This is a genomic window from Teichococcus aestuarii (assembly GCF_003116135.1).
GTDB lineage: Bacteria > Pseudomonadota > Alphaproteobacteria > Acetobacterales > Acetobacteraceae > Pseudoroseomonas > Pseudoroseomonas aestuarii.
Window position 1 is genome coordinate 32,626 of the sequence record NZ_PDOA01000023.1, and the last position, 26,401, is coordinate 59,026.

25 protein-coding genes and 2 pseudogenes are annotated in these 26,401 nt (G+C 64.6%); 17 read left to right on the forward strand and 10 right to left on the reverse strand.

The genetic code is table 11. The features are described 5' to 3' along the window. Nucleotides 1–39: 39 nt before the first annotated feature. From CR165_RS24630 to CR165_RS21075, 4 genes are read right to left on the reverse strand one after another with little or no spacing between them, the layout of a single operon-like run. The gene (locus CR165_RS24630; RefSeq protein ID WP_146201971.1) at nt 40–429 is read right to left on the reverse strand and encodes a hypothetical protein; all 390 of its coding nucleotides are present in this window, start codon (nt 427–429) and stop codon (nt 40–42) included. Between the two features lie 54 nt (nt 430–483). Next, nucleotides 484–3,729: an efflux RND transporter permease subunit gene (locus CR165_RS21065; protein ID WP_109518901.1), complete on the reverse strand. Its 3,246-nt coding sequence runs from the start codon at nt 3,727–3,729 to the stop codon at nt 484–486. A gap of 13 nt (nt 3,730–3,742) precedes the next feature. Further along, on the reverse strand, nt 3,743–4,993 hold the full coding sequence (locus CR165_RS21070; protein ID WP_109518902.1) for an efflux RND transporter periplasmic adaptor subunit: 1,251 nt from the start codon (nt 4,991–4,993) through the stop codon (nt 3,743–3,745). After that, complete coding sequence (locus CR165_RS21075; protein ID WP_109518903.1) at nt 4,993–6,297, reverse strand: TolC family protein; 1,305 nt, start codon at nt 6,295–6,297, stop codon at nt 4,993–4,995. Before CR165_RS21075 ends, CR165_RS21070 begins: the two co-directional genes overlap by 1 nt. A 1,395-nt stretch (nt 6,298–7,692) precedes the next feature. Between CR165_RS21075 and CR165_RS21080 the strand changes: the two genes are divergently transcribed. The 3 genes from CR165_RS21080 to CR165_RS21090 all read left to right on the forward strand — a co-directional run bounded on the left by CR165_RS21080 (nt 7,693) and on the right by CR165_RS21090 (nt 10,599). Beyond that, nucleotides 7,693–8,073: a hypothetical protein gene (locus CR165_RS21080; protein WP_109518904.1), complete on the forward strand. Its 381-nt coding sequence runs from the start codon at nt 7,693–7,695 to the stop codon at nt 8,071–8,073. A 388-nt stretch (nt 8,074–8,461) separates the two neighbouring features. Then, nucleotides 8,462–9,265, forward strand: coding sequence for a response regulator (locus CR165_RS21085; RefSeq protein ID WP_245906650.1), 804 nt, complete (start codon nt 8,462–8,464; stop codon nt 9,263–9,265). Further along, nucleotides 9,256–10,599, forward strand: a complete 1,344-nt coding sequence (locus CR165_RS21090) for an ATP-binding protein (protein ID WP_109518905.1) — start codon at nt 9,256–9,258, stop codon at nt 10,597–10,599. The genes CR165_RS21085 and CR165_RS21090 overlap by 10 nt, the downstream gene beginning before the upstream one ends. Nucleotides 10,600–11,043: 444 nt before the next feature. On the opposite strand, the gene CR165_RS21095 is transcribed toward CR165_RS21090, so the two are convergent. Both CR165_RS21095 and CR165_RS21100 read right to left on the reverse strand, forming a co-directional pair. Next, nucleotides 11,044–12,120 carry an IS5 family transposase gene (locus CR165_RS21095; RefSeq protein ID WP_109518906.1) on the reverse strand — a complete coding sequence of 359 codons (1,077 nt, stop codon included), beginning with the start codon at nt 12,118–12,120 and terminating at the stop codon, nt 11,044–11,046. 73 nt (nt 12,121–12,193) lie between these two features. Further along, a pseudogene (locus tag CR165_RS21100) lies at nt 12,194–12,574 on the reverse strand (IS3 family transposase); the annotation flags it as partial. A gap of 140 nt (nt 12,575–12,714) precedes the next feature. On the opposite strand from CR165_RS21100, the gene istA reads away from it, so the two are divergent. From istA to CR165_RS26060, 3 genes are read left to right on the forward strand one after another with little or no spacing between them, the layout of a single operon-like run. After that, complete coding sequence (gene istA / locus CR165_RS21105; protein ID WP_109518907.1) at nt 12,715–13,977, forward strand: IS21 family transposase; 1,263 nt, start codon at nt 12,715–12,717, stop codon at nt 13,975–13,977. Continuing rightward, nucleotides 13,974–14,489 (forward strand): ATP-binding protein, encoded by a 516-nt coding sequence (locus CR165_RS26055; RefSeq protein ID WP_281262117.1) that lies wholly within the window; start codon nt 13,974–13,976, stop codon nt 14,487–14,489. Before istA ends, CR165_RS26055 begins: the two co-directional genes overlap by 4 nt. A gap of 47 nt (nt 14,490–14,536) precedes the next feature. Next, nucleotides 14,537–14,836, forward strand: a complete 300-nt coding sequence (locus tag CR165_RS26060; protein WP_281262119.1) for an ATP-binding protein — start codon at nt 14,537–14,539, stop codon at nt 14,834–14,836. A gap of 65 nt (nt 14,837–14,901) precedes the next feature. On the opposite strand, the pseudogene CR165_RS21115 reads toward CR165_RS26060, so the two are convergent. Continuing rightward, a pseudogene (locus CR165_RS21115) lies at nt 14,902–15,272 on the reverse strand (helix-turn-helix domain-containing protein); the annotation flags it as partial. A gap of 96 nt (nt 15,273–15,368) precedes the next feature. On the opposite strand from CR165_RS21115, the gene CR165_RS25440 reads away from it, so the two are divergent. Continuing rightward, on the forward strand, nt 15,369–15,707 hold the full coding sequence (locus tag CR165_RS25440) for a transposase (RefSeq protein WP_109518908.1): 339 nt from the start codon (nt 15,369–15,371) through the stop codon (nt 15,705–15,707). 468 nt (nt 15,708–16,175) lie between these two features. Here the strand turns inward: CR165_RS25440 and repC are convergent, their stop codons facing one another. The 3 genes from repC to CR165_RS25190 form a co-directional block, all read right to left on the reverse strand. Then, nucleotides 16,176–17,450, reverse strand: a complete 1,275-nt coding sequence (gene repC, locus CR165_RS21125; RefSeq protein ID WP_109518909.1) for a plasmid replication protein RepC — start codon at nt 17,448–17,450, stop codon at nt 16,176–16,178. Nucleotides 17,451–17,778: 328 nt separating this feature from the next. Next, on the reverse strand, nt 17,779–18,150 hold the full coding sequence (locus tag CR165_RS21130; protein WP_109518910.1) for a hypothetical protein: 372 nt from the start codon (nt 18,148–18,150) through the stop codon (nt 17,779–17,781). 353 nt (nt 18,151–18,503) lie between these two features. Further along, nucleotides 18,504–18,656 carry a hypothetical protein gene (locus CR165_RS25190; protein WP_181378275.1) on the reverse strand — a complete coding sequence of 51 codons (153 nt, stop codon included), beginning with the start codon at nt 18,654–18,656 and terminating at the stop codon, nt 18,504–18,506. Between the two features lie 475 nt (nt 18,657–19,131). Here CR165_RS25190 and CR165_RS21135 point away from each other — a divergent pair, with 475 nt between their 5' ends. The 10 genes from CR165_RS21135 to CR165_RS21180 all read left to right on the forward strand — a co-directional run bounded on the left by CR165_RS21135 (nt 19,132) and on the right by CR165_RS21180 (nt 26,373). Continuing rightward, nucleotides 19,132–19,476, forward strand: coding sequence for a hypothetical protein (locus CR165_RS21135; protein WP_146201972.1), 345 nt, complete (start codon nt 19,132–19,134; stop codon nt 19,474–19,476). 72 nt (nt 19,477–19,548) lie between these two features. After that, complete coding sequence (locus CR165_RS21140; protein ID WP_181378276.1) at nt 19,549–20,259, forward strand: transglycosylase SLT domain-containing protein; 711 nt, start codon at nt 19,549–19,551, stop codon at nt 20,257–20,259. Beyond that, nucleotides 20,237–20,554 (forward strand): hypothetical protein, encoded by a 318-nt coding sequence (locus CR165_RS21145; RefSeq protein ID WP_146201973.1) that lies wholly within the window; start codon nt 20,237–20,239, stop codon nt 20,552–20,554. The genes CR165_RS21140 and CR165_RS21145 overlap by 23 nt, the downstream gene beginning before the upstream one ends. A 1-nt stretch (nt 20,555) precedes the next feature. Next, entirely contained in the window at nt 20,556–20,927 is a 372-nt protein-coding gene (locus tag CR165_RS21150) for a VirB3 family type IV secretion system protein (protein ID WP_109518914.1), read from the forward strand. Continuing rightward, entirely contained in the window at nt 20,920–23,328 is a 2,409-nt protein-coding gene (locus tag CR165_RS21155; RefSeq protein ID WP_109518915.1) for a VirB4 family type IV secretion/conjugal transfer ATPase, read from the forward strand. The genes CR165_RS21150 and CR165_RS21155 overlap by 8 nt, the downstream gene beginning before the upstream one ends. A gap of 109 nt (nt 23,329–23,437) precedes the next feature. Further along, nucleotides 23,438–24,133: a type IV secretion system protein gene (locus CR165_RS21160; RefSeq protein ID WP_109518916.1), complete on the forward strand. Its 696-nt coding sequence runs from the start codon at nt 23,438–23,440 to the stop codon at nt 24,131–24,133. Next, nucleotides 24,133–24,462 (forward strand): EexN family lipoprotein, encoded by a 330-nt coding sequence (locus tag CR165_RS21165; RefSeq protein ID WP_109518917.1) that lies wholly within the window; start codon nt 24,133–24,135, stop codon nt 24,460–24,462. Before CR165_RS21160 ends, CR165_RS21165 begins: the two co-directional genes overlap by 1 nt. Nucleotides 24,463–24,468: 6 nt before the next feature. Continuing rightward, nucleotides 24,469–25,410 (forward strand): type IV secretion system protein, encoded by a 942-nt coding sequence (locus CR165_RS21170; RefSeq protein ID WP_109518918.1) that lies wholly within the window; start codon nt 24,469–24,471, stop codon nt 25,408–25,410. A 25-nt stretch (nt 25,411–25,435) separates the two neighbouring features. Further along, on the forward strand, nt 25,436–25,600 hold the full coding sequence (locus CR165_RS21175) for a type IV secretion system lipoprotein VirB7 (protein ID WP_109518919.1): 165 nt from the start codon (nt 25,436–25,438) through the stop codon (nt 25,598–25,600). Beyond that, complete coding sequence (locus CR165_RS21180; protein WP_109518920.1) at nt 25,597–26,373, forward strand: VirB8/TrbF family protein; 777 nt, start codon at nt 25,597–25,599, stop codon at nt 26,371–26,373. Before CR165_RS21175 ends, CR165_RS21180 begins: the two co-directional genes overlap by 4 nt. Nucleotides 26,374–26,401: the final 28 nt, after the last annotated feature.

Sequence of the window (26,401 nt, forward strand, 5' to 3'; positions counted from 1 at the left end):
CAAGCTGGAGGGCGCCAGGGCGGCGCCTTCCAAACCCGGTCAGAAGCGCGCTTGGCCGCTCCGACCTTTTGGATTTTTGATCTGCATGGTCATCGATGCACCGCGGCCAAGCGCGGACTTAGCGTCACCCGCCAGCGTGTTGTCAGCCCGCGGTGACAACTGGACCACCTCTCGCGCTTGGCCGGTACCGACCAGCATAGAGGCGGAGTAGCCTGTCGCCGGGATTGGCTTGCCGCTCTCGTCATAGAGGTGGACGGTGATGGTCCGCTCGGCCACCAGTAGTTCCGCATGAGCGCCCGCAACGTCCTGCATGCGTCCACCATGCGGCCCTTGATCGGCGTGGCCATGGCCACCAGCGGCAGTGTTCTGAGCGAGTACGGGGCTAGCCAGGGTGACTACGGCCGTTGCAGCGAGAAGCAGCTTTTTCATCGCGATTTCCTTTCGAGGAGAAGGTAGATAGGCGCCGCCGTGACGGCGCCATGCTCATTCAGCCGGGGCATGGCCGGTAGGACTGGCGCTGACCTCATCACTGCTTGCCTTGCTGACCCGGCCGAAGCGCACGTAGAGGGCGGGCAGCACCAGCAAGGTCAGCAAGGTGGCACTGATCAGCCCACCAATGACCACCGTCGCTAGTGGCTTCTGCACCTCCGCCCCGGCACCCGTGGCAATTGCCATTGGCACGAAACCCAGTGAAGCCACCAGGGCGGTCATGGCAACGGGGCGGAGCCGAGTTGTGGCTCCCTGAAACACGGCATCCCGCAAGGACAAGGTTCCATGCGCCAGCAGGTCCTTGATCGAGCTTGCCATGACTAAGCCGTTGAGCACGGCGACACCGGAGAGCGCGATAAAGCCGACGGCAGCGGGTACCGAGAACGGCATGCCACGCAGCCAGAGCGCCAACAGTCCACCGGAAAGCGCTAGCGGCACGCCACTGAACACCACCAAAGCATCTCGTACTGAGCCGAGCGCTGCGTAGAGCAGCACCAGGATCAGCAGGAAGCAGGCTGGCACGACGATCGTCAGCCGGGCGCGCGCCTGGGCCAGGTTCTCAAACTGGCCGCCCCAGGTGATGCTATAGCCAGGCGGCAACTGCACTTCGCGTTCTACCCGCGCACGCGCCTCTGCAACGATCGAGCCGATGTCACGGCCACGGGCATTGGCTTGGATAACGACACGACGTCGTCCCTGCTCGCGGCTGATCTGATTTGGCCCCTGCACCACCGAGAGGCTGGCCAGCTGCTGCAGCGGCACCGAGGAGGCCGGGCGCCCGGCTACGGGTGGCAGCGGCACCGGCAGGTTACGCAGTGCCTCGAAATTGTTGCGCATGGCCTCGGGCAATCGCACGACGATAGCGAAGCGGCGGTCACCCTCATAAACCATACCCGCCTCACGCCCCCCGACGGCCGTCGCCAGCACAGCCTGGACATCGGCGACACTGAGACCACGCCGCGCTACCTCAGCACGGTTCACCGTGACCTCGAGAAAAGGCAGACCGGTGGCCTGTTCGACCTTCACGTCAGCCGCGCCCTGGACGCTGTTCAGAATGGCCGCGATCTGACTGGCCGCCTGCAGCATCGGCCCATACTCATCGCCAAAGACCTTGACTGCCAGATCACCGCGCACGCCTGCCAGCAACTCGTTGAAGCGCATCTGGATAGGTTGGGTAAATTCCAGAGCGTTGCCAGGGATACCGGCAACAGCTTGCTCGATGCGTCGCACTAGTTCCGCTTTGGGCAGGGAAGGATCGGGCCACTCACCACGCGGCTTGAGAATGATAAAGGTATCGGAGGCATTCGGCGGCATCGGATCTGAGGCAACCTCGGCTGTGCCGGTCTTGGAGTAGATGATCTGCACCTCGGGCAGACGCGAGATGCGGCGCTCCAGCACAGACTGCATGGCCTGGGATTGCTGCAGAGAGGTGCTGGGAATACGCAGCGCCTGCATCGCCAGGTTGCCCTCGTCCAACGTCGGGATAAACTCCTGCCCAAGACGTGAGAAGAGCGTCAGGCTGCCCAGGAACAGCAGTGCACCCAGGGCGATCACCGGCACCGGTGCGCGCAGTGTCCGGCTCAGCACCGGCACGTAGACCGATTTCAGGCCACGGACGATGGCAACTTCCTTCTCCTGCACCCTTCCACTGATCCAGATGGCGATAAGAGCCGGGACCAGGGTCATGGAGAGGACAAAGGCGCAGGCAAGGGCCAGAATGACGGTCAACGCCATCGGTATGAACATTTTGCCTTCGACGCCGGTGAAAGTCAGCAGCGGCGCGTAGACCAGGATGATGATGGCTTGGCCGTAGAGTGAGGGTCGGATCATCTCCTTGGCGCTGTCCGAAACGGTCTGCAGCCGCTCTTCCAGCGTCAGAAGGCGACCCTTCTCGTGCTGCCGCTCGGCCAGGTGGCGCAGGCTGTTCTCAGTGATAATTACCGCGCCATCAACGATCAGGCCGAAGTCGAGGGCGCCTAGCGACATCAGGTTGGCCGAGATCCCGCCGCGGACCATGCCAAAGGCAGTCATCAGCATGGTCACCGGGATGACCAGGGCGGTGATGATGGCCGCACGAATGTTGCCCAGCATCAGGAAGAGAATGACGATGACGAGGAGCGCACCCTCGCCAAGGTTCTTTGCAACCGTCTGAATCGTGGCGTCCACCAGAATGCCACGGTCGAGAACCGCCGTTGCCTCGATGCCAAGTGGCAACATCCGCACAAGGCCTTCGACCCTGGCATGCACGGCGGCGGCAACTGTGCGACTGTTCTCGCCGATCAACATCAGGGCGGTGCCAACCACCATCTCCTGACCGTTGCCGCTGGCGCTGCCGGTGCGCGGCGCCTGACCAATCGCAACCCGACCAACATCGCGCAGCAGGATCGGCGCGCCCTCGCGGGTGGCGACCACGACCTGCTCAAGTTCAGCGACGCTGGTCACCCGCCCGCCGGAGCGGACCACGAGGCCTTCGCCGCCGCGGTCGATATAGCCCGCGCCAGTGGAGACGTTGTTGCGCTCGATGGCGTTGGACAGGTCGCCGAAGCTGAGACCAAGTGCCATCAGCTTCGCCGGGTCGGGCTGCACTACATACTGCTTCACGTAGCCGCCGATGGCGTCCACCCCGGCAATGCCTGGAATGTTACGAATCTCCGGCCGGATGACCCAGTCCTGCACGGTTCGCAGGTAGGTGGCCCGGTCCACTTCGGTGACCAGCCGCTCGCCCTCCGGCGTAAGGTAGCTGCCATCCGCCTGCCAGCCAGGCGCGCCACTGGCGACAACATCCCCCCGGTGTCGCTCCGCGAAGCGGACCGTCCACATGGTGACCTCGCCAAGGCCAGTGGAGACCGGACCAAGCCGCGGTTCAACACCTTCCGGCATGCTTTCGCCCGCTTCGATCAGGCGCTCCAGCACCTGCTGCCGGGCGAAGTAGATGTCCGTGGTCTCCGTGAAAACTGCGGTGACCTGACTGAAGCCGTTGCGCGAAATGGATCGGGTGCTTTCCAGCCCGGGGATCCCGGCCAGCGCGGTCTCGATCGGGAAGGTAACCTGCTTCTCGATCTCGTAAGGCGAAAGCGAGGGCGCGACCGTATTGATCTGCGCCTGATTGTTGGTAATGTCCGGTGTGGCGTCGATCGGCAGCCGGGTCAGAGCCCAACCGCCGATGCTGATGGCGATCAGCGCCATCAGTAGGACGGTCCAGCGGTTGCGGACGGAGAAGTCGAGGATGGGGCCTATCATTGGGCTTTAGTCCTCAATGCGCATGCCCGGCTTCGGACTTGCCGAGCTCGGCGCGCAGAACAAAGGCATTGCCGACCGCGATCTGCGTGCCTTCGTCCAGGCCGAAGACCACCTCGTAGCTCTCAGCGTCCTCGCGGCCGAGAGCCACCTCGCGCATTTCGAATCCCTCGTCGTTACGAACAAAGACCACTTTCCTGCCCTCGATCTCCTGTACCGCGCCACGCGGCACCAGAAGGTCCACAGGTTGGGCTCCGGTCGTCAGTTGTGCCGTGATGAAGCCTCCGGCACTCCATGCACCATCCGGGTTGGGCAGTTCGGCAACAGCCCGGGCCGAACGGGTTTCAGGGTCCAGAACCGGACTCAGGAAGATGATGCGTGCCTCGGATCTGACATCACCCTCGCCCTGGATGGTCACTGTCTGTCCCTGCCGTGCCATTGGCAGGTTGCGAGGAGGAATGGTCATCTCCACCCAGAGCTTCGACAGATCGGCCACCGAGAACAGCTCCGCATCGGCCGCGGCATTGCTGCCCAGGATGGCGGCGCGGGCAGTCACCCTGCCCGCGATTGGTGCGCGCAGTTCAAGACGCCGGAGTGCCGCTGCAGGCTGACGGGGCAGGGTGACGATCTCCTGCTCGGACAGACCGAGCGCCAATAAGCGCTGTCGAGCTAGGTCCAGCTTGATCCGCGCATCCTCCGCTGTTGCCCGCGCCTGCAGGAAGTCCTGCTCGGCCGAGATGCGCTGGCGCCAGAGGCGACTCTCGCGGGTTAGTAGGGTCTCGGCGAGCGCCGCCGTGCGCCCTGCGGCCAGAAACTCACCCTTTGCATCCGCTACTTCGCGGCTTTCCAGCACAGCCAGTACCTCGCCTTGGGCGACCTCGTCGCCGAGGCTGTGGCGGACTTCGGCGACAATGCCACCGAGACGCGGCGTCACCCTAGCCTGACGGTCCTGGCTGGCTGCTAGGACGCCTGGAACCGTGGCACGGCTCAGGAGCTGTCCTGAGCTGACGGCAGCGACCATGATACCTGAGGCCTCCACCTGCTCAGCGCTCATGGCGATATGGCCTTCCTCGCCATGATCGTCCTCACCACTTTCACCACTACCGTGATTGTCCGGCTTCGCGGTTGAAGTGGGCTGGGCTGCGCCGGCTGATGCCGGAACCTGCAGACCCATCAAGGTCCTGGCGGTGTCCGGTACCGAGGGAAAGGCGATAGCGAAAGCCAGTCCGCCTATGGCGGCGCTGGCGAGAAGTGTTGCGCGGCGCATTAGCGGCGAACTCCGGTCGGTTGGCCCGCAGGTTGCTGGCCACGAAGCCGCTCCAGGGCAGCTCGGCGGGTATGGAACTCACGATAGGTCTCGACGAGCTGCCCCTGCGTGTCGGACAGCGCTCTTTGCGCATCGAGAACCTCGAGGAAGGAAAACTTACCCTCTCCAAAGCCCGCCGAGGCGGACCGAGCAGCTCGCTCAGCGGCGGGAAGTGCATCCCGTCGCAGGCTCTGGGCCGCACGCCAGGCCAGGATAAGGCGCCGTTCCGTCGCCAGAAGATCGGCAACAAGTGCCGACCTGCCACGCTGCGCCTCGGTCTCCGCGCGCAGCAGCTCTGCATTAGCACGGGCAATTCCTCCCTGGTTGCGATCCGAGAAAGGAAGCGGAATGCTCAGGCCGGCCACGAAGGAAGTCTCGCCGGTATCCCGAGCATGGCGAATGTCTCCGTTCAAGGTGACGTCCGGCACTGCAGTTGACCGTTGAAAGGTTACATTGGCCCGCTGCTGGGTAATGGCGCCTTCTAACCGGGCCAAGTCCGGATTTCCTGCCAGCCGTAGCAATGGATCGGCAGGTTCTGGCGTCGCCGGGGAAGGGCCAATGTCGTCGAACCACGGCTGACGAGCCGCTAGCTCAACCTGAGGGACACCGATCAGCACCGCGAGCTCGGCGCGCGCGATCTCCGCCTCGCGCTGAGATCGCTCCATGGCGATCTCGGCCGTCGCCCGGGTAACCTCGGCGCGCTCCGCCTGGAGGATGGGATCCCGACCCGCGTCAACACGGAGGCGGGCCGCACGAAGCGTTTCACTGGCAAGGCGCAGCCTTTCACGCTCGACCGCCACGCTGCGCACGGCCGCCTCCGCTGCGGCCATGGCGACCGTCACATCACGGGCCAAGTCCAGCTGAGCAGCCGAGTACTCAAACCCGGCTACTTCGGCGCCACGGTCCGCAAGCCCGATGCGGGCAGTACGTTTGCCGCCGAGCTCAATGCGCTGCGATAGGCCAACCGTAGTCTCGAGGCTGCGGAAGCTCCTGGTGTCGCCGTTGCCGCCCATGCCACCGAAGCTTTCGAAGCTCGTGTTGAGCTCGGGATTGGGCCTCAGTGGCGCCTGCAACCTATCAGATAACGTAGCATCACGGGACGCTCCCGCTCCACGTAGCGCTGGTGACGATCGGAATGCTTGGCTCACTGCCTGTTGCGGCGAGGTGAGCAGGAGAGCGCCAGAAGTCGAAGCCGCGGTCTGGGCATAGCCAAGAGCAGGCCATACCAGAACGCAGGCTGCCGCCAGCGAAAGCTTGGAAAGCATGGAGATACACCTAACGAGAGCAATTCACGCGAGGCAGGGCCGCAGCGAATGCAGCCATGCCGAGACGTTTCGTGGCTGCTAGACTCGAGGTGGCTTAGTTAATTGGTCGAAAACGCCGGACGATAGTACTCTGTCAGGCTTGGCAATTGGCTTTGAAACAGGAACTGGATCAGTAGCTGTCTCAACGGGCTCGGGCGAACGCGCGACCAGTTTGCCGCAGAGGGTGTGAAGGCAATCGCAGGGTGCGGTGTTCGGCTGCGGAGCGTCACTGCTCGACTCTTGAAGCGAAGCGACGGTGTTCTGCCCAACCACCAGCGTCTGGTGACCAGCAGTGTGACCTTGAGTTGCAGAAAACATGAGCAAGCATGCGATCAGCACCGCGGACATTACCCGGCGAAAACTATCAAGAGCCAACGATGTCCTGGTGGAGCACATGCAAAGCCGCTTCTAAGCCGGTTGTCGGTCGGTGTCACGCATCAAAGGATCTCACTGCAGTCTTTAAGTGCGGCAAGCTTGCAGAATGTTGGCTTTCACTGGGCGCTCATGCGGCGCCTCAACCCAACCCGCAGCAACTCGTACACGCTTCAAGCGTGTCCGGTTAGCTATCGGTCTACGCCTCTGCATAGCAGAGAGCAGAACCTATCACCTTCAGCCATCTTAGATGCAAGCGCCAATCCTGAATATCAAAATAAAATTGACGAACCTAAGCACGTCCCGGACAATGATATAAAGTATCCATTTATGGTTGCTGGGTCTGATCCAATGAGGCAGTTTCTGATGCCTTCGCCTTGCATCGATTTTGTCCTTTGCAACTCAGATATTTCAAATATTTCAATGTACTGAATAATACATTTCAGACTGTATCTGCTTCGCATCACTTCGCTCATTCAGCCGAATGTTCTGCCAAAGCTTCTTGCTGGAGCCATCCTGGCGGACACATTGAGAGGACGGGCACCGTGGCGCCCAGGAGCGATAAGATGATCGAGGCACAATCAATCTTCCAAATGGCAATAAATATCACTAGCTGGCGTGGCCAGCAGGAAGTGGCTTCGAATTTCTATTGCACTGAGGCTGCGTCAGCACGTCTGTATCACGCGCCGTTATTCTCTCCCCTCCAGAGTGAGCGGCGGCTCAGATCGTTGGCAAGCCGCGTCCTCAGAAGTTCCACGCCCCAGGAGCCTCTGTCCGGGCCGATCTCTGCGGCTGGTCACGGCAATCGACAAGCGGAAGGCAAACTCCTCCCGCTTTGGCTGTCGATGCCTATCCCCTCCGTCCAGGCTGAAGTCAGAGAGCCTTAAAGCCTCGGTGTTCAGCAGCGGGGGCAATCATCATCCCGTCTTTGATCCTCTGATCCCGAAACTCATCAGAACACCAAGAACAACAGGAGTAAAACTGATGTCCTTCAAGTGGATGCCCTTCTTCGCCATGGGCTTCGCTCTCTCCATTGGCTTTGGCGCAAATTCCACCTTGGCTAGGGAGAGCGATAGCCCCACCGGGGATCCTTTGGCACAGTATATGGAAGTAACGCGAGGCAGGATGGGCGCCGGTCCTCTTATTGAGCAGCTTGGCAGCCCCTTGACCCACTCCATGACGGTGTCCGAGCGCCAGCTCCCGGCGCTTGAGGAAAGCATCGCCCTTGCCAACAACGCTCCGAGCAGCGACGCGTTTGGCCGTACCTATGACGGCCATCCTCTGACGCGTCACATTGCTCAGTCCGAGGGGCATCGAAGCCATCTCCAGGCTCAAGGGGTCGGCCACGCTAATCCTGGCGGTTAGTCCACCCCCTGACGGCACGAGCAGCGAAGCGTATAGCTTCGCTGCTCGTGCCGTGCCCTGCTTAAACGGAAAGGTGTCGCCTCCGGATTCGCGCAGGTTCCCGGAAAGCGTCACTGCTTGTGCTCGCAGCAAGTGTAGTGGTGGCGACGCAATGCGGCTTTGTTAAAAGGGCGCTTGGATTGCCAAAGCTGCCCTGCTTAAAGCAGCGCGGCATAAGGCAATGGATCTTGCTCTTCTCTCCCGGCCAAGTTGCTCAGGTCATCTATGGCTGAGGATTGCTACTCCTCAAACTTCGGCCCGCACGGGGTCGCCGCAGGTGATCGGCGGCGCGTCAAACGGCCGGATGTTTTGACCAGGATCGCCGTACCCACGGCTCGGGAGACACATCATGCCGCAGCGTCCTGCGGACGATCATTCTGAAGACCAGCCTCCGCTCAACAGGCTCCGCCTTTCGGGAGCCGAAGGAGAGGTTCTACTGGGAGGCACGGAAGCCAAGCACATCCTCGTCGTGGATGACGATGAGGATCTGCGGCGGCTGCTACTGACCTACCTGCGCAGGAACGGCTTTAGGGCTACCGGTGCGCAGGACGGTACAGAAATGTCCCTGATTCTTCAGACCGCTCCGGTGGATGCCATCGTCCTCGACGTCATGATGCCTGGTCAGTCAGGCTTCGATATCTGCCGCTCTCTTCGGATGCAAAGCAACATCCCCATCATTCTCCTGACCGCGCTTGGGGAGACAGTCGAGCGGGTTCTTGGGCTAGAACTCGGAGCCGACGATTTTGTGGTGAAGCCGGCAGAGCCGCGGGAGATCGTCGCCCGGATCAGAGCGGTCCTCAGGCGGACGGGACAATCGCCGACCTCGGCGCAGGTTGCGGCGCGGACCCTCGCTCACTTCGACGGATGGACACTCGACACGCGACGCCGCGAGCTGCGACGCGTCGACGGCGTCGAGGTAGAACTTACGGGAGGTGAGTATGACTTGCTGCTGGCGCTGATTGAGCGGCCTCAGCAGGTTCTCAATAGAGAGCAGCTCCTCGATCTTGCCCGGAACCGCCCCTATGGGGGCCTAGGCCGGTCGATGGATGTCCAGATCAGCCGCCTGCGAGCAAAGCTCGGCGATCACGCTGACCTCATCCGCACCGTTCGGGGTAGTGGCTATATGCTCACGAGTCCAGTGCGATGGGCCTGATCAGCCGGCTTGTACCCTCCACTTTGCTTGGGCAAACCCTGGCGACGCTGCTCATCGGCTTTTCGTTGCTGATCGGCGCTATGGTGGGACTGCACGACTATCTGCAGCGCTCCGTTGTTGACCGGAGCATTGAAGAAATTCTAGCGCAGCGCTTAGCCACTCTGCTCGAAACCTTGGACGCAGTACCTGCCTCTCAACGCGATGCCGTTTCTATAGCGCTGGCACAGCCAGATCTTACCGTTCGGCGAATCACGGGCTTACTCCCAGAACCGAAGAGGGAAGCTGAGCCTGCCTTTCAGAGGATCTCTGAGCGTGCGTTGTCATTAGCCACACCCGTTCGGACATTGCGCATCGAGTCAGGCACTTTCGACCCGTCAATGGGTCATCTGGTTGGCATTGTAGGCTTGGCCTGGTTGTCAGATGGCACTTGGCTTGAGATCCGGTTGTCCAGTACCGATGTTATCTCAGCTGAGATGCGCGTTCTCTACGCCTATACGGGCTTGTTCGGTATCAGCCTGCTGATCGCCATGGGCTTCGCCTCTCGCCTTATTGCCAGCCCAGTTACCGCGCTAGCCTCTACAGTTGCCCGGATGGACCTCGCTAAGCCTCCTGAACCCGTTCCGGCGAATGGCCCTCTCGAAGTACGTCAGTTGGCTGAGGCCATCGATAGGATGGCGAGCCGCACCTACGATGCTTTCCGACAAAGAACACTGGCTCTTGGTGCTTTGTCCCACGATCTTATGTCTCCCATTGCCAGACTGCGTCTTCGTGTAGAAGAACTGCCGGATACCGTAACGGCACCAATTCGCCAGGATCTAGGCGAGATGGAAGCGATGGTATCGGATGTGCTGGCTTACCTCCGCAGTGGTGAGCCTAACCACGAGCCTCTTCGACCTGTCTCGGTAGCAGCTCTTGCTCGTACCGTTGTTGACGAATTTCTAGAAGCAGGACAGGTGGTGATGGAGCACACCTTGGATGAGCGGGCCATCGTTCCTGGGCGTCGCGTCGCTCTGAAGTGCGCAATCACCAACTTAGTCGCTAACGCCCTCCGCTATGGCAGAGACCCATGGATTGAGGTCACAGTCATCGGAAACGAGGTACATCTGGTTGTTGGTGACCGTGGACCCGGCATTCCGGAGCAAGATCTCCCGCATGTCACCAAACCCTTCTTTCGGGGTGATGCCGCTCGCAGCCGTGGCGGAGGCAGCGGCCTGGGGTTGGCAACCGTAGTGGCGATTGCCAAGGCTCATACAGGCCACCTGGATCTGGAAAGTGTGGCAGGTCGCGGCACACTCGCAACACTCAAACTGCCACTGCAGTTCGTCCAAAGTTGAGGCCGATAAAGGTTGTTAGGTCGTGTCCCCGGGCGTGGTGTAGGAGGTGACCGCCGGATCTGAGGCGGTCACCGTGGTGGTTCGTGGCTAGGGTTGGGTTGCTAAGACCAACAACCCCTTGCTCTGGACCGACCACGATGACCGACGACCAGACTGCGCTGTCCGCCGTCAGGGCTCATGAGACAGAGAGGGATGGTTGAGGAAAGGAGGGTTTCCGGCTCATCGTAACCGGCAGGGAACGAGCCATGAGCCAGAAGCCATTGACACCGAACGCGAAGCCGCCCGCCGATCGGGTGGTGCGCGACATCCGGACACCTCGAAGTACCCACTGCTGAGTGGCCTTGCCGCGTAGGATCGTCGCCTCAGGCTCTGATGTGCCCCCGCTGACAGGGCCGGGTCACCGGCCAAGGACGGCCGAGGCGGCTCTTCATGGCGGATGTGGGGTTATGCGGGCGCAGCTCGGGTGCTGAGCCAGGCGAGGCGGGCGAAGTTATAGGCCAGATTGGCCATGCCGATCTTCACCTGGGCACGTGCGATACCGATCGTGCAGACGAACAGCCTCATACGGTGCTTCTGTGCGGCAAAGACATGCTCAATGCCGGAGCGGATCCGGGCGCGTGACGCATTGGCCTTCGCCTGTTGTTCAGAGAGCTGACGCCACGGTGGGCGGCGGAACTGGATCCTCTCAGACAGGCCGCGCTGCTCCAGCACTTCCAGATTGCGCTTGGTACGGTAGGCGGTGTCGGCCCAGACGCGGCTGGCGGTGTTCTCGGCATCCAGCAGGGCCGGAAAGCTGCGGCTGTCGTGCTGGGCCGCATCGGTGACTGTCCAGCGGCGGATCAGCCCGTGCCGCCGGTCAATGCCGATATGACTCTTGTAACCGAAGATGGGCACCGCGATCTGGATGACCTGGCGCTGATTGCCTTCTGGCTTGGGCTTGGCTTTACCGCGCTTGAGCGTCCACCGGGCATCCCGATCCTTCTGCGCCCTCTTGGCACGGGACCAGCCCTCTGGCGTGCCGCCCTCCCGGATGGTGGCCTTCTCCTCGATGGTAAGTTTCTGGCGCGGCGCGGCGATGATCGTGGCATCGATGATCTGCCCGCCCATGGCGAGGAAGCCTTTGGCCGCCAGCACCTCCTCAAAGCGGCGGAACAGCCCCTCCATGGCGCCTGCCTGCTTGAGCTGCTCGCGATACAGCCAGATCGTCTTGGCATCGGGCACCGCCTGGTGCAGGGCAAGCCCCACGAAGCGCATGAAGCTCAAACGATCGCGCAGTTGGAATTCGGCCTGCTCGTCGGAAAGGCTGTAGAGCGCCTGCAACACCAGGATGCGGAACATCAGCACCGCATCATAGGGCGGACGGCCGCCACGGCTACGATCCGATCGCGCCAGCGCCGCATCCAGCACCGGGCGGAAGATCTCGAAATCAACCGCGGCCGAGAGGCGCTCCAGCGGATCGCCCGCCGCCGACAAGGCCGCATACCGCTCATCGACATCGAAGAAGCCAGGCTGCCCTGCCATTCCACTGCCTCCGCTGATGACCTCAGTGAATCAGCTCAGCGCGTCAACAGCGAGGTTTTTCGAAGTGTCCAACTGTCCAGGTGGTGGTCATGTCAGTGCCCCACATGATGTCCACCGCGTCAGGGATGATGGTGCCGTCGTGGTTGCGCGGGCCTCGAGGGCTGCCGACCCGCGATGGAGCGAGCAGGTCGTGCTCACGCATCAGCCGCAGCACCCGGCGCCTGGAGGTCCGGACGCCCTGCATGCGCAGCCTTGCCCAGACCTTGCGGTGACCCTCGCCATGAAAGGGGCTGGCCGCGAGGACGGCCCGGATCGCCTCCAGCAGCGCCGCATCCGGCATTGGCCCGACTGGCCCAGCTCGCCTGGGCTGCTCCGTCCGGGGTGGCAGGCGATGGCGGTAGACCGTGGCTCGGGCTGCCCGCCAGATCCGGCATACCCGGTTCAAGCCATAGGGCCTGCTGTAGAGGCCGGATGAATACTCCCCAGAGGTGCCGACGGAAAATTCCCCAGGTGACCTGACCGGCTGAGTTCCTGGATGGGTCGGCCGGCCACCCGATCGCTGATGCTGCCGCGGTCCTGAGGGAGGCGGCGCCGGTGGTCAGACTGGGAGACATCATCATGATTCTGGACCTGCACCGGCAGGGCCTGTCGGTGTCCGCCATCGCCCGGCGGACGGGCTTTGACCGCAAGACGGTGCGCAAGCACATTGCGCGCGGGCTGGAGCCGCCGGCCTATGGCCCCCGGGCACCGCGGACGATGCTGCTGGATCCGTTCGTGCCCTATCTGCGGGAGAGGGTGGCGGCCTTCCCGGAATTGACCGGCCGCCGTCTGCATCGCGAACTGCGTGAGCGGGGCTACACGGGCGGCTATACGCGGCTGACTGACCTGCTGCGCGATATCCGTCCGGTCGCGGCTCCCGGCTTTGAGCAGCGGTTCGAGACACCGCCTGGCCGACAAGCCCAGGTTGATTTCGCGCAGTTCCGCACCGAGTTCACGGACGAGCCCGGCGTGGTGCGCATCGTCTGGCTGTTCTCCCTGGTGCTGGGGCACAGCCGCTGGCTCTGGGCCCGCTTTGTGCTGCAGCAGGACCTGCCGACGGTGCTGCGCTGCCACCTGGCTGCCTTTGAGGCCATGGGCGGGGTGCCGGCGGAGATCCTCTACGATCGCATGCGCACGGCCGTCACCGGCGAGGATGCTGCGGAGGGCATTGCCTACAACCGCACCCTGCTGGCCTGTGCTGGCCATTACAGCTTCCTGCCCAAGGCCTGTCGCCCTTACCGGCCGCAGAGCAAGGGCAAGGTCGAGCGGCCGTTCCGCTATGTCCGCGAGGATTTCTTCCTGGCGCGGAGCTTCCATAACCTCGACGACCTGAACGCCCAGCTGCAGCAGTGGCTGGACGAGGTGGCCAACGCCCGGGTGCATGCGACCACGCGCCGGGTGGTTGCCGCGCACTTTGCCGAGGAGCGGCCGCACCTACAGCCGCTGCCGGCAGGGCCCTTCCAGGCGACGCTGCGCCTGGAGCGCCGGATTACCCGCGACGGCATGGTTTCGGTGGATGGCAACCTCTATAGCGTGCCGGACAGCACCCGCCGGCGACCGGTGGAGGTGCACCGGCTGGCAGACGCGGTGCAGATCTTTGAGGCGGGGCGGCTCATCGCCAGCCATCCGGTGCTCGAGGGGCGTGGCCAGCGGCGGATCGCCGGCGGACATCGCCGCCAACGGCCTCCGGCCAACAGCACGACACCGCGCGAGGAGTTTCTCCTGCCGGTCCTCTCGGGCGAGGTGGTCTCCCGCCGTTCCCTCGAATTCTACGCGGCCGTCGGACAGCGCCTGGCCAACCAGGGCCTGCAGAAATGAGGGAGGACCTCTCCGTCCCGCCAACCCTGGAGCGGCTGCGCCGCCATCTGGTTGGCCTGCGCATGCCCCGCGCCCTGGAGATGCTCGACCATATGATGCGCCAGATCGAGCGTGGCGAGGTCGGCGCCCTGGAGGCACTTGAGGCGCTACTCGCAGAGGAACTGACCCTGCGCGAGAGCCGGCGGATCAAAGCGGCGCTGCAGATGGCACGCCTCGGCACCATCAAGACGCTCTCGGCGTTCGACTTCGCGTTCCAGCCTTCGCTGGACCGGCATCGCATCCTGGCGCTGGCACAGCTCGACTTCATTGCCCGTCACGAGGTGGTGCACCTGCTCGGGCCACCCGGCACGGGCAAAAGCCATCTGGCAATCGCCCTTGGCGTCGAGGCCGTGCGGGCCGGCCATAGCGTCTACTTCGCGACGCTGGCCGACATTGTCGCCTCGCTGGGCCGGGCCGAACGGGAGGGCAACCTGCGGGAGCGGATCCGCTTTCTCTGCCGCGCGTCACTCTGATCGTCGACGAGATCGGCTACCTACCGATCAGCAGCAGCAACGGAAACCTGTTCTTTCAACTGGTGAACGCCCGCTACGAGCGCGGTGCCATGATCCTGACCTCCAACCGCGGCTTTGCCGAATGGGGCGAGGTGTTCGGTGATCCAGTGGTGGCCACCGCGCTGCTGGACCGGCTGCTGCACCATGCGGTGGTCGTGTCGATCGAGGGCTCCAGCTACCGCCTGCGCCAGCATGCCGACCTGGTGCCGGAGAGCTTGCGGCCTGCGGCCAGCACCCTCGCGCACGCCCCACCGCCGCGCCGGGGCAGGCCGCCCAAGCCAAGAGGTGCCGATCCCAGCAACGGCTGATCCCCAAACCCAAACTGAGGAATTTTACCTCGGCACTTCTGAGGACAATTTGAGCGGCGTTGACACCTGCCGCTGCTGGGCGAGACCGTCAGGCTCATGGCCGTGACCTCCGCCGGGCCAAAGGGCGTCCACCCTCGAGGGCCGCGACCTTGGCCTCCAGCAGCTCGCGCTCCAGCAGCATCTCGCCCAGCCTGGCCTTGAGCCGCTCGCTCTCCAGCGCCTCACCATCAGCAGGCCGCGTCGCCAGGCTCGCCTCGCCAGCCGCCAGAAAGGCGTCGCGCCAGCCGCTGAGCGTTGCGGCGGTCACACCCAGCGCCCGCGAGACCGTCTCCAGATCCTCGCCACGCAGCAACCGAAGCACAGCGTCCCGCTTGCGCTGCCGCAACATCCGACCACCCCGGCCAGGACCAGCGGCATCCATCGTCTCTGTCGTCATCGTGCACCCCATCGGCGGATACTGTCCGCTTGCGGGGTGTCTCGATTAATCGTGGAGCGGAGGACTGCCACGCGCCTGCTGATGGCAAACGGCGAAATGCCCACTGAACTCGACCGTGCATTCGTCATGCGCCTGCTGGGCGAAGTACCTGTCCTGCAAGCAACAGTGGCTGTCGCGAAGCGCATTGCCCGCCTGCTGCGGCGGCAGAGCGACGACAGGCTCAATGGAGTATTGGACGAGGCCGTTGCCACCCCTCTCGCGAGCTTTGTCGCCGAGTTGCGCAAAGACATCGCGGCTGTGCAAGCCGCGCTCGATCTGCCCTGGAGTACCAGCCCTGTCGAGGGCCAGATCAACCGGCTTAAGATGATCAAGCGCACGATGTGCGGCCGCGCCGGCTTTGAACTCCTTCGTGCCCGCGTTCTCTGCCCCTCATGAGGCCAAAACAGCAGCATGGAAAGTGCGGGAGAGCCCAGGTCTCAACGCAAATCAACAGCCGGTGGCCGGGCTCCTGATATCGCTTGATACCAACTGGCCGTCGGAGGGGGGCGGCTTGCCGCGTTCGTCATAGCGCAGCGCATAGGCCAGGGCGTCCGCCACCTCCTCCGCAGAGGCGGCGGACAGGCCGGGCGGCAGCGGGAAAGGGGGCGGGGCGGGGCGGGGCGGGGCGGGAGGTTGCGAGGGGTCAGGCATGAGCGCGACGCTAAATGAGACTCGTAAAACAAATAAAGAACGGAGAACTGGTTGATAAGCGTGACGCCGGTGGGCCGGATTGACGGAAAGCACCTCCGAGAAGAGCCACCTCTCGCCTGATCAAGGCATTGGAAGTTCGCTTTGTGATGGAGGAAGGGCCGAGGTTTGTGTAACTTTCTGGCGAAGAGCCGGACCGCGCAGTGATTCGTGACCTCAGTTTTCTCGGGCTGCAGCGGCGGCAAGCCCGTGCAGTGTCCGATCGAGATGCAGTTCACCGTAACGATGCCGCTCGATCATGCGCCGCAGGTATCCTGCAGGATTGTGGACGCGCTGCGCAGCATGCTTGACGGCGATGGTGCCGATCGCGACGAGCGCTCCGGTTGTCCCGAACACCATCCTGGCATGGCCATAGACCTGTGGTGGGATCTCCAGCTGCGCACGCACCACCTCGCAAGCCTGTTGGATGTCGTCCCAAGCTGGTGCGGCCGAACTCACCCAATCCCGATAGGCAGGGACAAGATGCAGCAACAGGGCGGGGCTCATAGGGAACCCATTGAGCAAGTCGCCGCATTGGCCAAATCGCTGCCGTGCCACTATCGGCTCGGTCATGGCGGACCTGGTCGTAGCACCGCCATCGTGGTGCGCTGGATGTCCTTCCGCTGCTGTCACTGCTTCAGAAATAGAAAGCTGGGTTGTAGGTGTAATAGGGGTGCCCGGCAGCGCATCCTGGGGTGCACTGTCCACCACTTCCAGGGCCGGCGAGGCGATCCGAAGTTGCCGCTCGGCCTCCTCGTGGAGGCGACGGAGACGAGCCTCGATGGCGGCGAGTTCCACGGGATCGCCCTCGGCGCGCACCAAGGCGGCGAGCCTCTCGGCCTCTGTCGCGAGAGACGACCAATCCACGTCGCTCCCTCCGGCCGCGATCCCATGGTCGGTGAGCGAGAGCGTCTTACGCGACCAGGCGCTGCACTCCCGGCGCCGCATCCTGATCTCACGCCGACGCGCCTCCACCGCTTCAGCCACGGCGACGAACCCGGTCATCCGCTCACCCACGGGGCTGAGATCGAAGCCTGATGCTTGCAGAATGTACCCGGTCTGCGCGTCCCGGTGTCCCCAGCGTCGCCCGGTGCCGATGTCGTGGGCGCGGATCAGGCCGAGGTCGATCAGCCGGCGTAGCCGCTTGCGAACACCGCTGAGCGTGAGCCCGGTGCTGCCGACCAACACTTCGTTGGAGGGCCATACATAGCGGAGCTGCCCGGCTTTCCAGTCCTGGTTCGCCGAGTAGCGGAACAGCAAATCCAGCATATGCACCACGCAAGGCGTATAGCCCATGGCGGGAGCCGCCGCCTTGAAGGCGGCCAGCACGCGACCGCGGTCGAGTTCATCGAGGCGTCCGGACAAGCCGGCAACCGCCTGCAGTTGCGCGCCAGTCGTGCGACGTCGCCCCGTGCGTCGTGGCAGCCGTGGCACGGGTTGATCACTCATCATGGCTCGCTCCTCGCGAGCGCGCCGCCCGAACTCATCAAACGCGACTCTCCTGTCGTCAGGCAAGAGGTTGCTTGACGAGGAGGAAGGCCAAAACCTATCCTGGGTTTGCAAATGGAGCCCAGTTTAGGGTTGCCGAGTTCAGGAACGGTCGGTGCTGCCAGGCACCGGCCGTTTTCTCTATCAGCGCGCCATCATCGGCCCCAGAAGGCGGTTGAGATCACGCCCGCTCCGGTACAACCGTAGCGAGCAGAACCAGCTTGCCGTGACGACGAGGCGAATGTCCAGCCATAAAGATACGCATATCGCGTATTTTTTTCCGACCGAAAGCTCAGCTGGAGGGAGCCTGTTGCCGCTCCAGGTAGGTGTGCAAGGCCGTCACGAACACAGCCGTTCTCGTGACGCCGTGCTCCGTCGCGAGACGGTCGACGCCATGCTTGAGATCCTGGTCGATCCAGAATGACTTGCGGACCTTCGCGGAGGGCGGCGCCAGGAACAGGATGGCCTCTCCAGCCTCAGCCCGCCCAATCAGTTCACGGAGGGCTTCCTCGTGCAGATCCCGAGGGTAGAGCCGCCTGTGGCCAGGCCCCCCCTCGCGATTACGTTGGTCCACGAGCTGCTGAATGGCTTTCGCAAAGCCTGCAGGCAAAGGAGCGTCCAGCTTGGCCATGTTGGCCGTTCTCTCGGTCAGCGGGCGCACCATGCTCGGTATCCAACAGGCTCCAGTTCCTTTTGCGGGCCGCCACCCAGAGTGGATTCCCGCGGCGAGGATGCCCGAAAACGGCCGAATGAGCCAGAACGGCCGACAGAGGCCGAACGAACGCCAGCCCCCCGCGAGGCCGTCGTCCGATCGCAGGAACTCCTCCGAGACCGGCGACCTCCTGGGGCGCTGGAAGGACCGCGATGCCTTCTTCTGAAGGTATTCCGTCTGACAGCTGCAGAGCGAAGCCGCAGATCCTCTGCCTCGATTGTCCCGAGAGATGCAACCAGCATGATGTTGGTGGCGCGCAGAGGCGATGTTGGCTGACAGCGATCTGCTCACCGGCTCAACATCGCTCAACCACCGAATCCGCGCTGATCGGCAGCGATCAATCCATCTTCGATGAAGCCTACCACTAGAAGCTCTGCTGGTTGATTCTGGAAGAAGACGGATGCGATCTTGCGAGAACGCAATATTGCCGGTGCAGAATCATCCGTCAGATCGAACACGTCAGGGTTGCATTTTCTTTCCTGTCTCGCCAAAAACGGGTTGCCGGAGCGCTAGCGCACCCATACGCTCACACCCCGTGAGGACAAAGCAGATTAGAGAATTGGGGAATCCTCTTTTCGATCTTGATGCTGGCGGTGATGCGGCGGCGAGCGGTTCGGATGGTGATGAGGGCAGGTCTGTGATGTCGACGACCAAACCCGGATTAGGTGATCAGCGGTACTCGGCGGCACCGATTTACCGGCGCCCGCCGGAACGGCCCCGTGCCTGCTCGGCTGGAACGTCATCCTCTGTCGCAGTCCCCGCGGAGGCTCCCGCGCCTATTCGCCATGCCGCATTGTCGCTCGGCTCCGGCAGCCTTGATCAAGACCCGGCCGGGGCAAGGCTCCCCCCGTCAACCCGTGAGTTGCCGAGCGGCCCCGAATCATCCGATACCCCTCTCCTCCAAAAGGGAGAGCAGGCCGGGTGCCACAGTTCATGGCTGAGGGGGATGCGCGCGCGGCGATCGCCAATGGTGGCCGCATCGAGAACGTCATCATCGTCATGCAGCGTGGATCAGACGGCCGGGCCGAATTCGTGCCTTACTTCGCCGCCTCCTGGCGGCGTGGCTACGTGGCCATTGGCCTGTGGGCCGGCCGGGGCACCCGTTCCTGGCGCGACCTTACCCGCCTGGTCGGCTTTGTTCGCGAGGAGCTGCACTACCCGGGCCCGATGGTCCTGCATGAGGCCGACGATCCCAAGCTCCGCAAGTACCGTACGCTGTTCGCGGCAGCGAGCGAGCCAGCGCCTTCGGATCGGCCTGACGGGGCATTCGACCGCTAGGCGCCATCCGCGCCTGGAGAGCGGCTCCAGCGTGCTGGCGCTACGGGGCCGAGCCTCTCGATGAGTGTCGCGTTGACCCTCGCGGCCGTGCTCGCCTTAGCGCCGAGCTGCGCGCCGGCTGTGGATCGCGGCACGCTGCTGGCCGTCATCGGCACGGAGAGCCGCTACCATCCCTTCGTCGTCGCGACGAACGTGAAGGGCCGCACCACCTCCTCGCGGCGTTTCAACTCGGCTGACGACGCTGTTGCCGCGGTCGAGGCCTTGCTGTCGAGTGGCATCGACAACATCGACCTGGGCCTGGCGCAGATCAACTACCGTGCCGGCCATCTGCAGCGTCTCGGCCTGCCAATCGCGGCGGCCTTTGATCCCTGTTCAGCCCTATCCGTGGCCGCCGATGTGTTGGTTGATTGCTGGACGCGCTTTGGCGACGACCGGCCGGAGGCGGCGCGGCTGGATGCCACGCTCTCCTGCTACAACACCGGCACGCCGACGCGCGGCCTGACCAACGGCTACGTTGGCAAGGTTCACACTGCCTACCAGACCGAGATCGTGCCCGCGCTCCGCCGTCGCGATGTCGATGGCGCGACGGCGGTGCCGCCACCTCGCCCTGATGCTCCCATCTCCGCACGCCTGCGTTGTGATGTGCCGGCGTGGGATGTCTGGGCACGCTGCCCGCAGCCGGATGCTGCGGAACCCCCGCCGCCCGATCTTGAGCCGGCGGCGCCGGTCAGGCTGCGCGGCATCACCATGGAAGGTCCGAATGACGTCCCTCTTCGCCCATAAAGCGTTGGCCCGCGGGGCTGGCGCGCGGAACCGCATCCTTGGCGTCCTTTCCCTCGCGCTGCTGGCCGGGCTGCTTCTGCCGGATTTAGCCCTGGCCCAGGGCGGCGATCCCTTCACCCTGGGTGTTGAATGGGCACGCAGCACCTGGATCCGTGGCCTGGCCATGGCAGCAGTCGGCCTGATCGGCGTGATGCTGTTCCTGTGGCAGTTCCGCGGCGCCGCCATCCTTTGCGTGCTCGGTGGTGGCCTGGTGGTGGCCAACCTCGAGACAATCGTCGGCTGGATGGGCATCTGACATGGCGCGGGCCGAGGAGGTCGACCGCCAGGAGGGGATGATCCCCTTGGGCGCCACCCGGCCGCCGCTGGTGCCCTGGATCGGTCTGCCCTTCTCGGCCTGCCTGCTGCTGGGGCTGGTCTGCGTCGAACTGGCGATGTTTTGGGGTGGGCTGTCGGGCACCATCAGCGCCGCTGGCCTCTTTGTCGCCATCTGGGCGCCACTGCGCTGGTGGGTGGAGCGCGACTGGTACGCGCTGGCAGTGATTGGCGTCTGGTTCCGCACCTCCAGCGCCGCCTTCGACGCGCCGCGCTGGGGTGGTGCGTCGATCGCGCATTTTCCGCTCAGCCGGCGGCACCGCCGGCAGGAGGTGAGGGGGCTTTGGCATGTTTGACGGCCTGGCCTCCGCGTTCTTCGAGCGGACCGCGACGGCCTATGCCGCGCATCACGGGCATGTCGCGCCGGACGTCATGATGATGCGCGACGGCTCGCTCTGCGCCGTCATCGAGGTCGAGGGCTACCCGTTTGAGCTTGCCGGTAATGCGGCGCTCAACACCGTCCACGCCGTCCGGGCCGAGCTGCTCCGCAACATCGCCGAGCCGGAACTCACCATCTACGAACACCTGATCCAGCACGACAGTGTCCGCCCCTTGCCGCCGGCGGAACACCGCACCTTCTATGGCGCGGTCCTGGCCCGGGACTACCAGGCCTGCCTGGCCGGGCTGCGCGGCACGACCTGGTTCCTGACCCTGATCGTCCGGCCGCGCGCGCCGCTGGCCCTGCGTCGCCGCAAGCCTGTGCGCGATCTCGGGCTCGACCGGCGCCTATCCATGCTGCAGGACAAGGTCCGCGCCGCCATGAGCGCTTTGGCTGGCTTCCAGCCGCGGCGGCTCGGCGTGCGGGAGGAGGGCGGCGTGCTGTTCAGCGAGATCGCCGAGGCGCACCGGATGGTGCTCTACGCGCGCTGGATGCCGGTGCCGCTGGTGGAGGGCGGGCAAATGGGTGCCGCGCTCTACAATGACCGCGTCACCTTCGCCGACAAGGGGTTCCGCGTCGAGATCCCGGCCCGGGACTATGCCGAATGCCCGCACGGGCTGATGCTGGGCTTCCGGATCTATCCGACCCGCTGGCGGGTCGGCATGTTCGACCAGCTGATCGGCCAGCCCTTCCGCTTTGTGCTGACCAATTCCTTCGGGTTCTTCGGGCGGACCAGCGCCAGCGACAAGATGGCGCTGCGCGCCCGCCATATGAGCAATGCCGGCGACCGCGCCGTGTCGCTCCGCCTGGAGCTGGATGAGGCGATGGACGCCGTCGACCGGGGCGAGCACGTGCTGGGCGAGCATCTCTGGTCCCTGGCCGTGCACGCCGACCGGCTGGCGGATCTGGAGGAATGGGGTGCCCGGGCCCGCAACGCCGTGACCGATGCCGGCGCCGTGGTGGCCACCGAGGATGCCGGGGTTGAGGGCGCCTTCTGGGCGCAGCTGCCCGGCTCGCCGCATTATCTGCGCGCCCGGGCCGGTGGCCTGCCAAGCGTCGCCTTTGCCGCCATGTCGTCGATGCACGCGCATCCCCGGGGTGACGCCAGCCATCACTGGGGCCAGCCGCTGTATCGCGTTCGCACGGTCGGCAACACGCCCTATGAGGTGCCGTGGCACCTGCGCGATGTCGGCCACCGGCTGCGCTTCGGGCCGACCGGCTCCGGCAAGACGCTGGACATGGCCTTCGACGCCGTGATGCTGGATCCGCTGGTGGGCGGCCAGGGCGGCAGCCAGATCCTCTTCGACAAGGACGGCGCCAACGAGATCCTGGTGCGCGCCATGGGCGGGCCGGTGGCCCGGATCCGGCGTGGCCTGGACAGTGGCGCGGCGCCGCTCCGCGGCCTCACAAACACCGAGGCCAATCGCGCCTGGCTGCACGAATTCATCTCCGGCCTGATCATGGCCGATGGGCGCGGCGCACTGCGGCCGGACAGCAATCGCCGCCTCGACAAGGGCATTGCCTGGATCATGCGCATGCCCGCCACCATGCGCAGCCTGGCCGGGGTGCGCCAGTTCCTCGACCACGGGGATGCCCTGGGCGACGGGGCCCGTCTGGAGGTGTGGTGCCGCGGCAACGCGCGCGGCTGGGCCTTCGATGGCGAGGCGGATCGGCTCGACTTTGGCGCCCCCTTCGCCAGCGTCGATCCAACGGAGGTTCTGGAGGACGCGGCGGTGATGCCGCCGCTGGCCGCCTATCTGCTCTACCGCACCGGGCTGGTCGCTGATGGCCGTCGTGTCGTGGTGCATGCCGATGAGGGGCGGGCCTACATGCCGCCCGTGGCCATGATCAACGGCGCCCCAGAGATGCGCTTCGCGCGCGGCTTCGAGGATCTGGTGCTCACCGGCCGCAAGAAGGAGGTCTCACTCGACCTCGCCATCCAGCAGCCCGAGCACATCCTGGAGCACCCGGTCGGTGCCTCGCTGATCGCCCAGGCCAAGACGCGGGTGCTCTACGCCAATCCGGATGCGCGCCGCGACAGCTATGTCGAGGGGCTGGGCTGCTCGCCGCGCATCCACCAGGCGGTCAGCCGCGACATGTTGGTCGGCCCACGCTCCAAGATCCTGATGCGGGAAAGCTACGCCGTGCGCTGCCTGATGGATCTCGGAGCGCTGCCCGAGCATCTGGCGGTGCTGTCCAGCCGTGCCGGCACCATCAGGCTGATGGCCGACACCATCGGCAACCATGGCCAGGACCCTTCGGTCTGGCTGCCGGTGTTCTGGCGGCGGCTGCGGGAAGGCACCCAGGCCGGTCCCTGAGATCAGCGGACCATCATGAGAGTCGAGGCTGATCAGGCGAGCCCCTTCAATTGGACCACCACCTGGTGCTGACCTGACGGCGCCGGACGACAGCGGAGGGAGAACCCCCATGAAGCGCTTCCTGCTGGCCTCGGTCGGCGCGGCCCTCCTTGGCGCCGGATCTCCGCCCGCCAAGGCGCAATGGGTGGTGTGGGATCCCGGCAACGCCACCTACAACATCCTGCAGGCCGAGCGGCTGCTGACGCAGATCCGCGAGATGCAGATGCAATACCGCCAGCTGGTCGCGACCTATAACGCTATCAGCCACGCCACCAGCATCGGCGGGCTGACGGGCGCGGTGGGGGGCCTGTCCAGCTCCAACCTGCCGCTGCCGGGCGAGCTGATGGGCGCCATGCGCGGCGCCTCCATCCTGGGACGGGCCGCCGGGCAGATCGACCTCGACCGCGTCTACATCCCGCCCACGGTGGATCAATGGACCCGCGAGATGACGCGACGGGAAACAGTCACCGCCAATGCCAAGGCGATGAGCGAGCAGGCGCTGGTGGACGCGCAGGCGCAGATGGCGTCGCTCGACCGTATGCAGGCGGAGATCGAGGCGCAGCCGGACGGCACCGCGGTGGCCGCGCATCAGGCGGGGATCGCCCTGGTGGGCCAGAAGCTGGCGCTGCAGCAGGTGCAGTTGCAGCAGACGCAGATGCTGCTGGAAGCGGACAACCGCGTGACGCAGCAACGCTATGAGCAGCAATGGCGGCAGGATGTGGACCGCCACGCCGAGGCCACCGCCGGCGCCCTGGGAGGCTGGTGATGCACCGTCTTGCTCTGGTGATGCTCCTGCTCACCTCGGCCGCCGCCATGGCGGCGGAGCACGACATCCCGTGGTTCCAGGCGCATCCGGCGGAGCGCGGCGCCTGGCTGAGGAAATGTCGCGACGATATGCGGCTGGGTCAGGATCCGGTCTGCGGCAATGCGCAGAAGGCCGAGGATCGCGAGCGCGCCAGGAAGATCGCACCATCCTCTCCCATCCCAGACTTTGATCCGACTGAAAGCCCTCTCATGCAGCGGGCCATCAAGTCTGCCTGCCAGAGACCGCCTGCCGAGCGAGGAATGCTCGGGCAGTATTGCGGCAGGACCTGATCGTCGATGTACGAGCAGTGGGCCCTCTATTTTGATGATCTGACCATTCAGGCAATGGATAGCGTCATTGCCGGCGGGATCGCATTCACACTGTCCTATTTGCGCGGCGCCATGATGCTGTTGGTGCTGATTGCGGCCGTCCTGATGCTGCGTGGCGACATGACGGTCAGCTGGGGTGTCCGCAAGATTATCCTGGGTCTCATCGTCCTCGCGCTGCTGCAGGTCGGCAACTACAATGCCATCATTCGCGAGCCTTTCTGGACCACGATTCCCAACGCCATCGCCTCCGCGCTGAATGGCGGCACCGTCAGCATCACGGCTGCCCAGCGCTTTACTCGTATTGCGGAAGCGATCGAGCACGTCGTCGCTCTGGCGGATCAGCGCATCGGCAACCCGTTCTGGAACATCCGCGCCAGTATCTCCGTCAGCATCGTCCAGCTGTTCCTGCACCTCTTCCTGGCGTTCGTTTATGCTGTGTGGCAGGTCGCGCGCGTGGCCACGGCGCTGATCATCTCCGCCGGGCCGTTCCTGCTGATCGCCGCCCTGTTCGAGACCAGCCGGCAGTATGTCTTCGACTGGTTTGGCAAGCTGATCTCCGTCTCCGCGCTTACCCTGTATTCCTGGGTCATGACAGAGGTCGCGCTAGCCGGCGGTAGAACTTGGATCCAGCAACGCTTCACCGCCGACAACGGCATGTCGGCGACCATTTCCGATCTCCTCAGCCTCTGTGCCTGGTTCTTCATCTGCTCACTGATCATGGTCGGCTTGCCCATGCTGGCCTCGATCGGTGGCAGTGGTGGCGCAGGTGTCGCGACCAGCGTCGGCGCCGGGTTGGCTGGGGGCAAAGTCGCCAGCGGCGCGGCCGTGAGCGGCACGGCGTCGGCCGCCCGTATGGGCGCGGCCATCGGTGCCTCGATCAAGCGGAGCATGGGCCGTGGCGGCCGCTGAGACAGCAACAAGGACCCGATCCGTCATGATGTCCGCTTTCCGACCGCTGGTCCTGGTTCTGACCCTGGCCTGTGCCGCACTGACGGGCTGCGCCGGGCTGGATGCGGCGCAGGAGGCACGGGCCTGCCAGGGCACGCCTTTTGTGCTGAATGCCGGCCTCTGGACGCCGGCGCCGGAGGATCTGCGATGAGCGCCTCGTCCGCACCCGAGGAAGCGATGGCCGCCTTCCGGGCCAGCTCCACGGCGGCCCTGGTCAGCCCCGAGGAGGCGGCCGCGCATTACCAGCGCATCCTCCAGTCCCAGGCGGCTTCGCAGCGGCGCGACAACCGACGCTCCCGCATGGCCATGGCCACGGGCATCAGCCAGATCGTCGTTTCCGTGGCGCTGGCCGGAGCCGTGGTCTTCCTGCTGGCGCGCGAGAAGACCCAGATCGTCTACGTCGCCTTCAACAGCGACGGCACCTTCCGCACCTCGGCCTCGGAGCGGGACCTGACCACCTCGGATCGCCGCGCCGCTATGTCGGCGACCCTTTGGCGCTATGTGGCGGCCCGCGAAGGCTACAGTTCGGCCGGGCATCCTGAGGCGCAGCAATTCGTCTACATCCTCTCGGACAAGGCGGTGGGCGACGCCTACCAGGCCAGCGTCGATCCCCGGAACGAGCAGAGCCCCTTCCGGGTCTATGGCACCCGGACCCAGGCGCAGATCGAACGCCGCACCGAGAATCTGTTCTGTATCCGCGACGCGGCGCTGGAAGGCTGTGGCGGTCGGGATCCCGACAGCTATAAGGTCTGGTTCACCCGCATCCAGCGCACCGAGGGTCAGCGCCCCCTCATCCGCAACTACTCGGCCACCATCCGCTTCCGGGCCGGGGTCAAGGTGCCGTCCTGGCAGCTGGTGACCCACAATCCGCTCGGCCTGCAGGTCACCGAATATTCCATCACCGAGGAAGGAGCCATGCCATGAGCCGCATGCCCGCTTTGGCCGCGGTGCT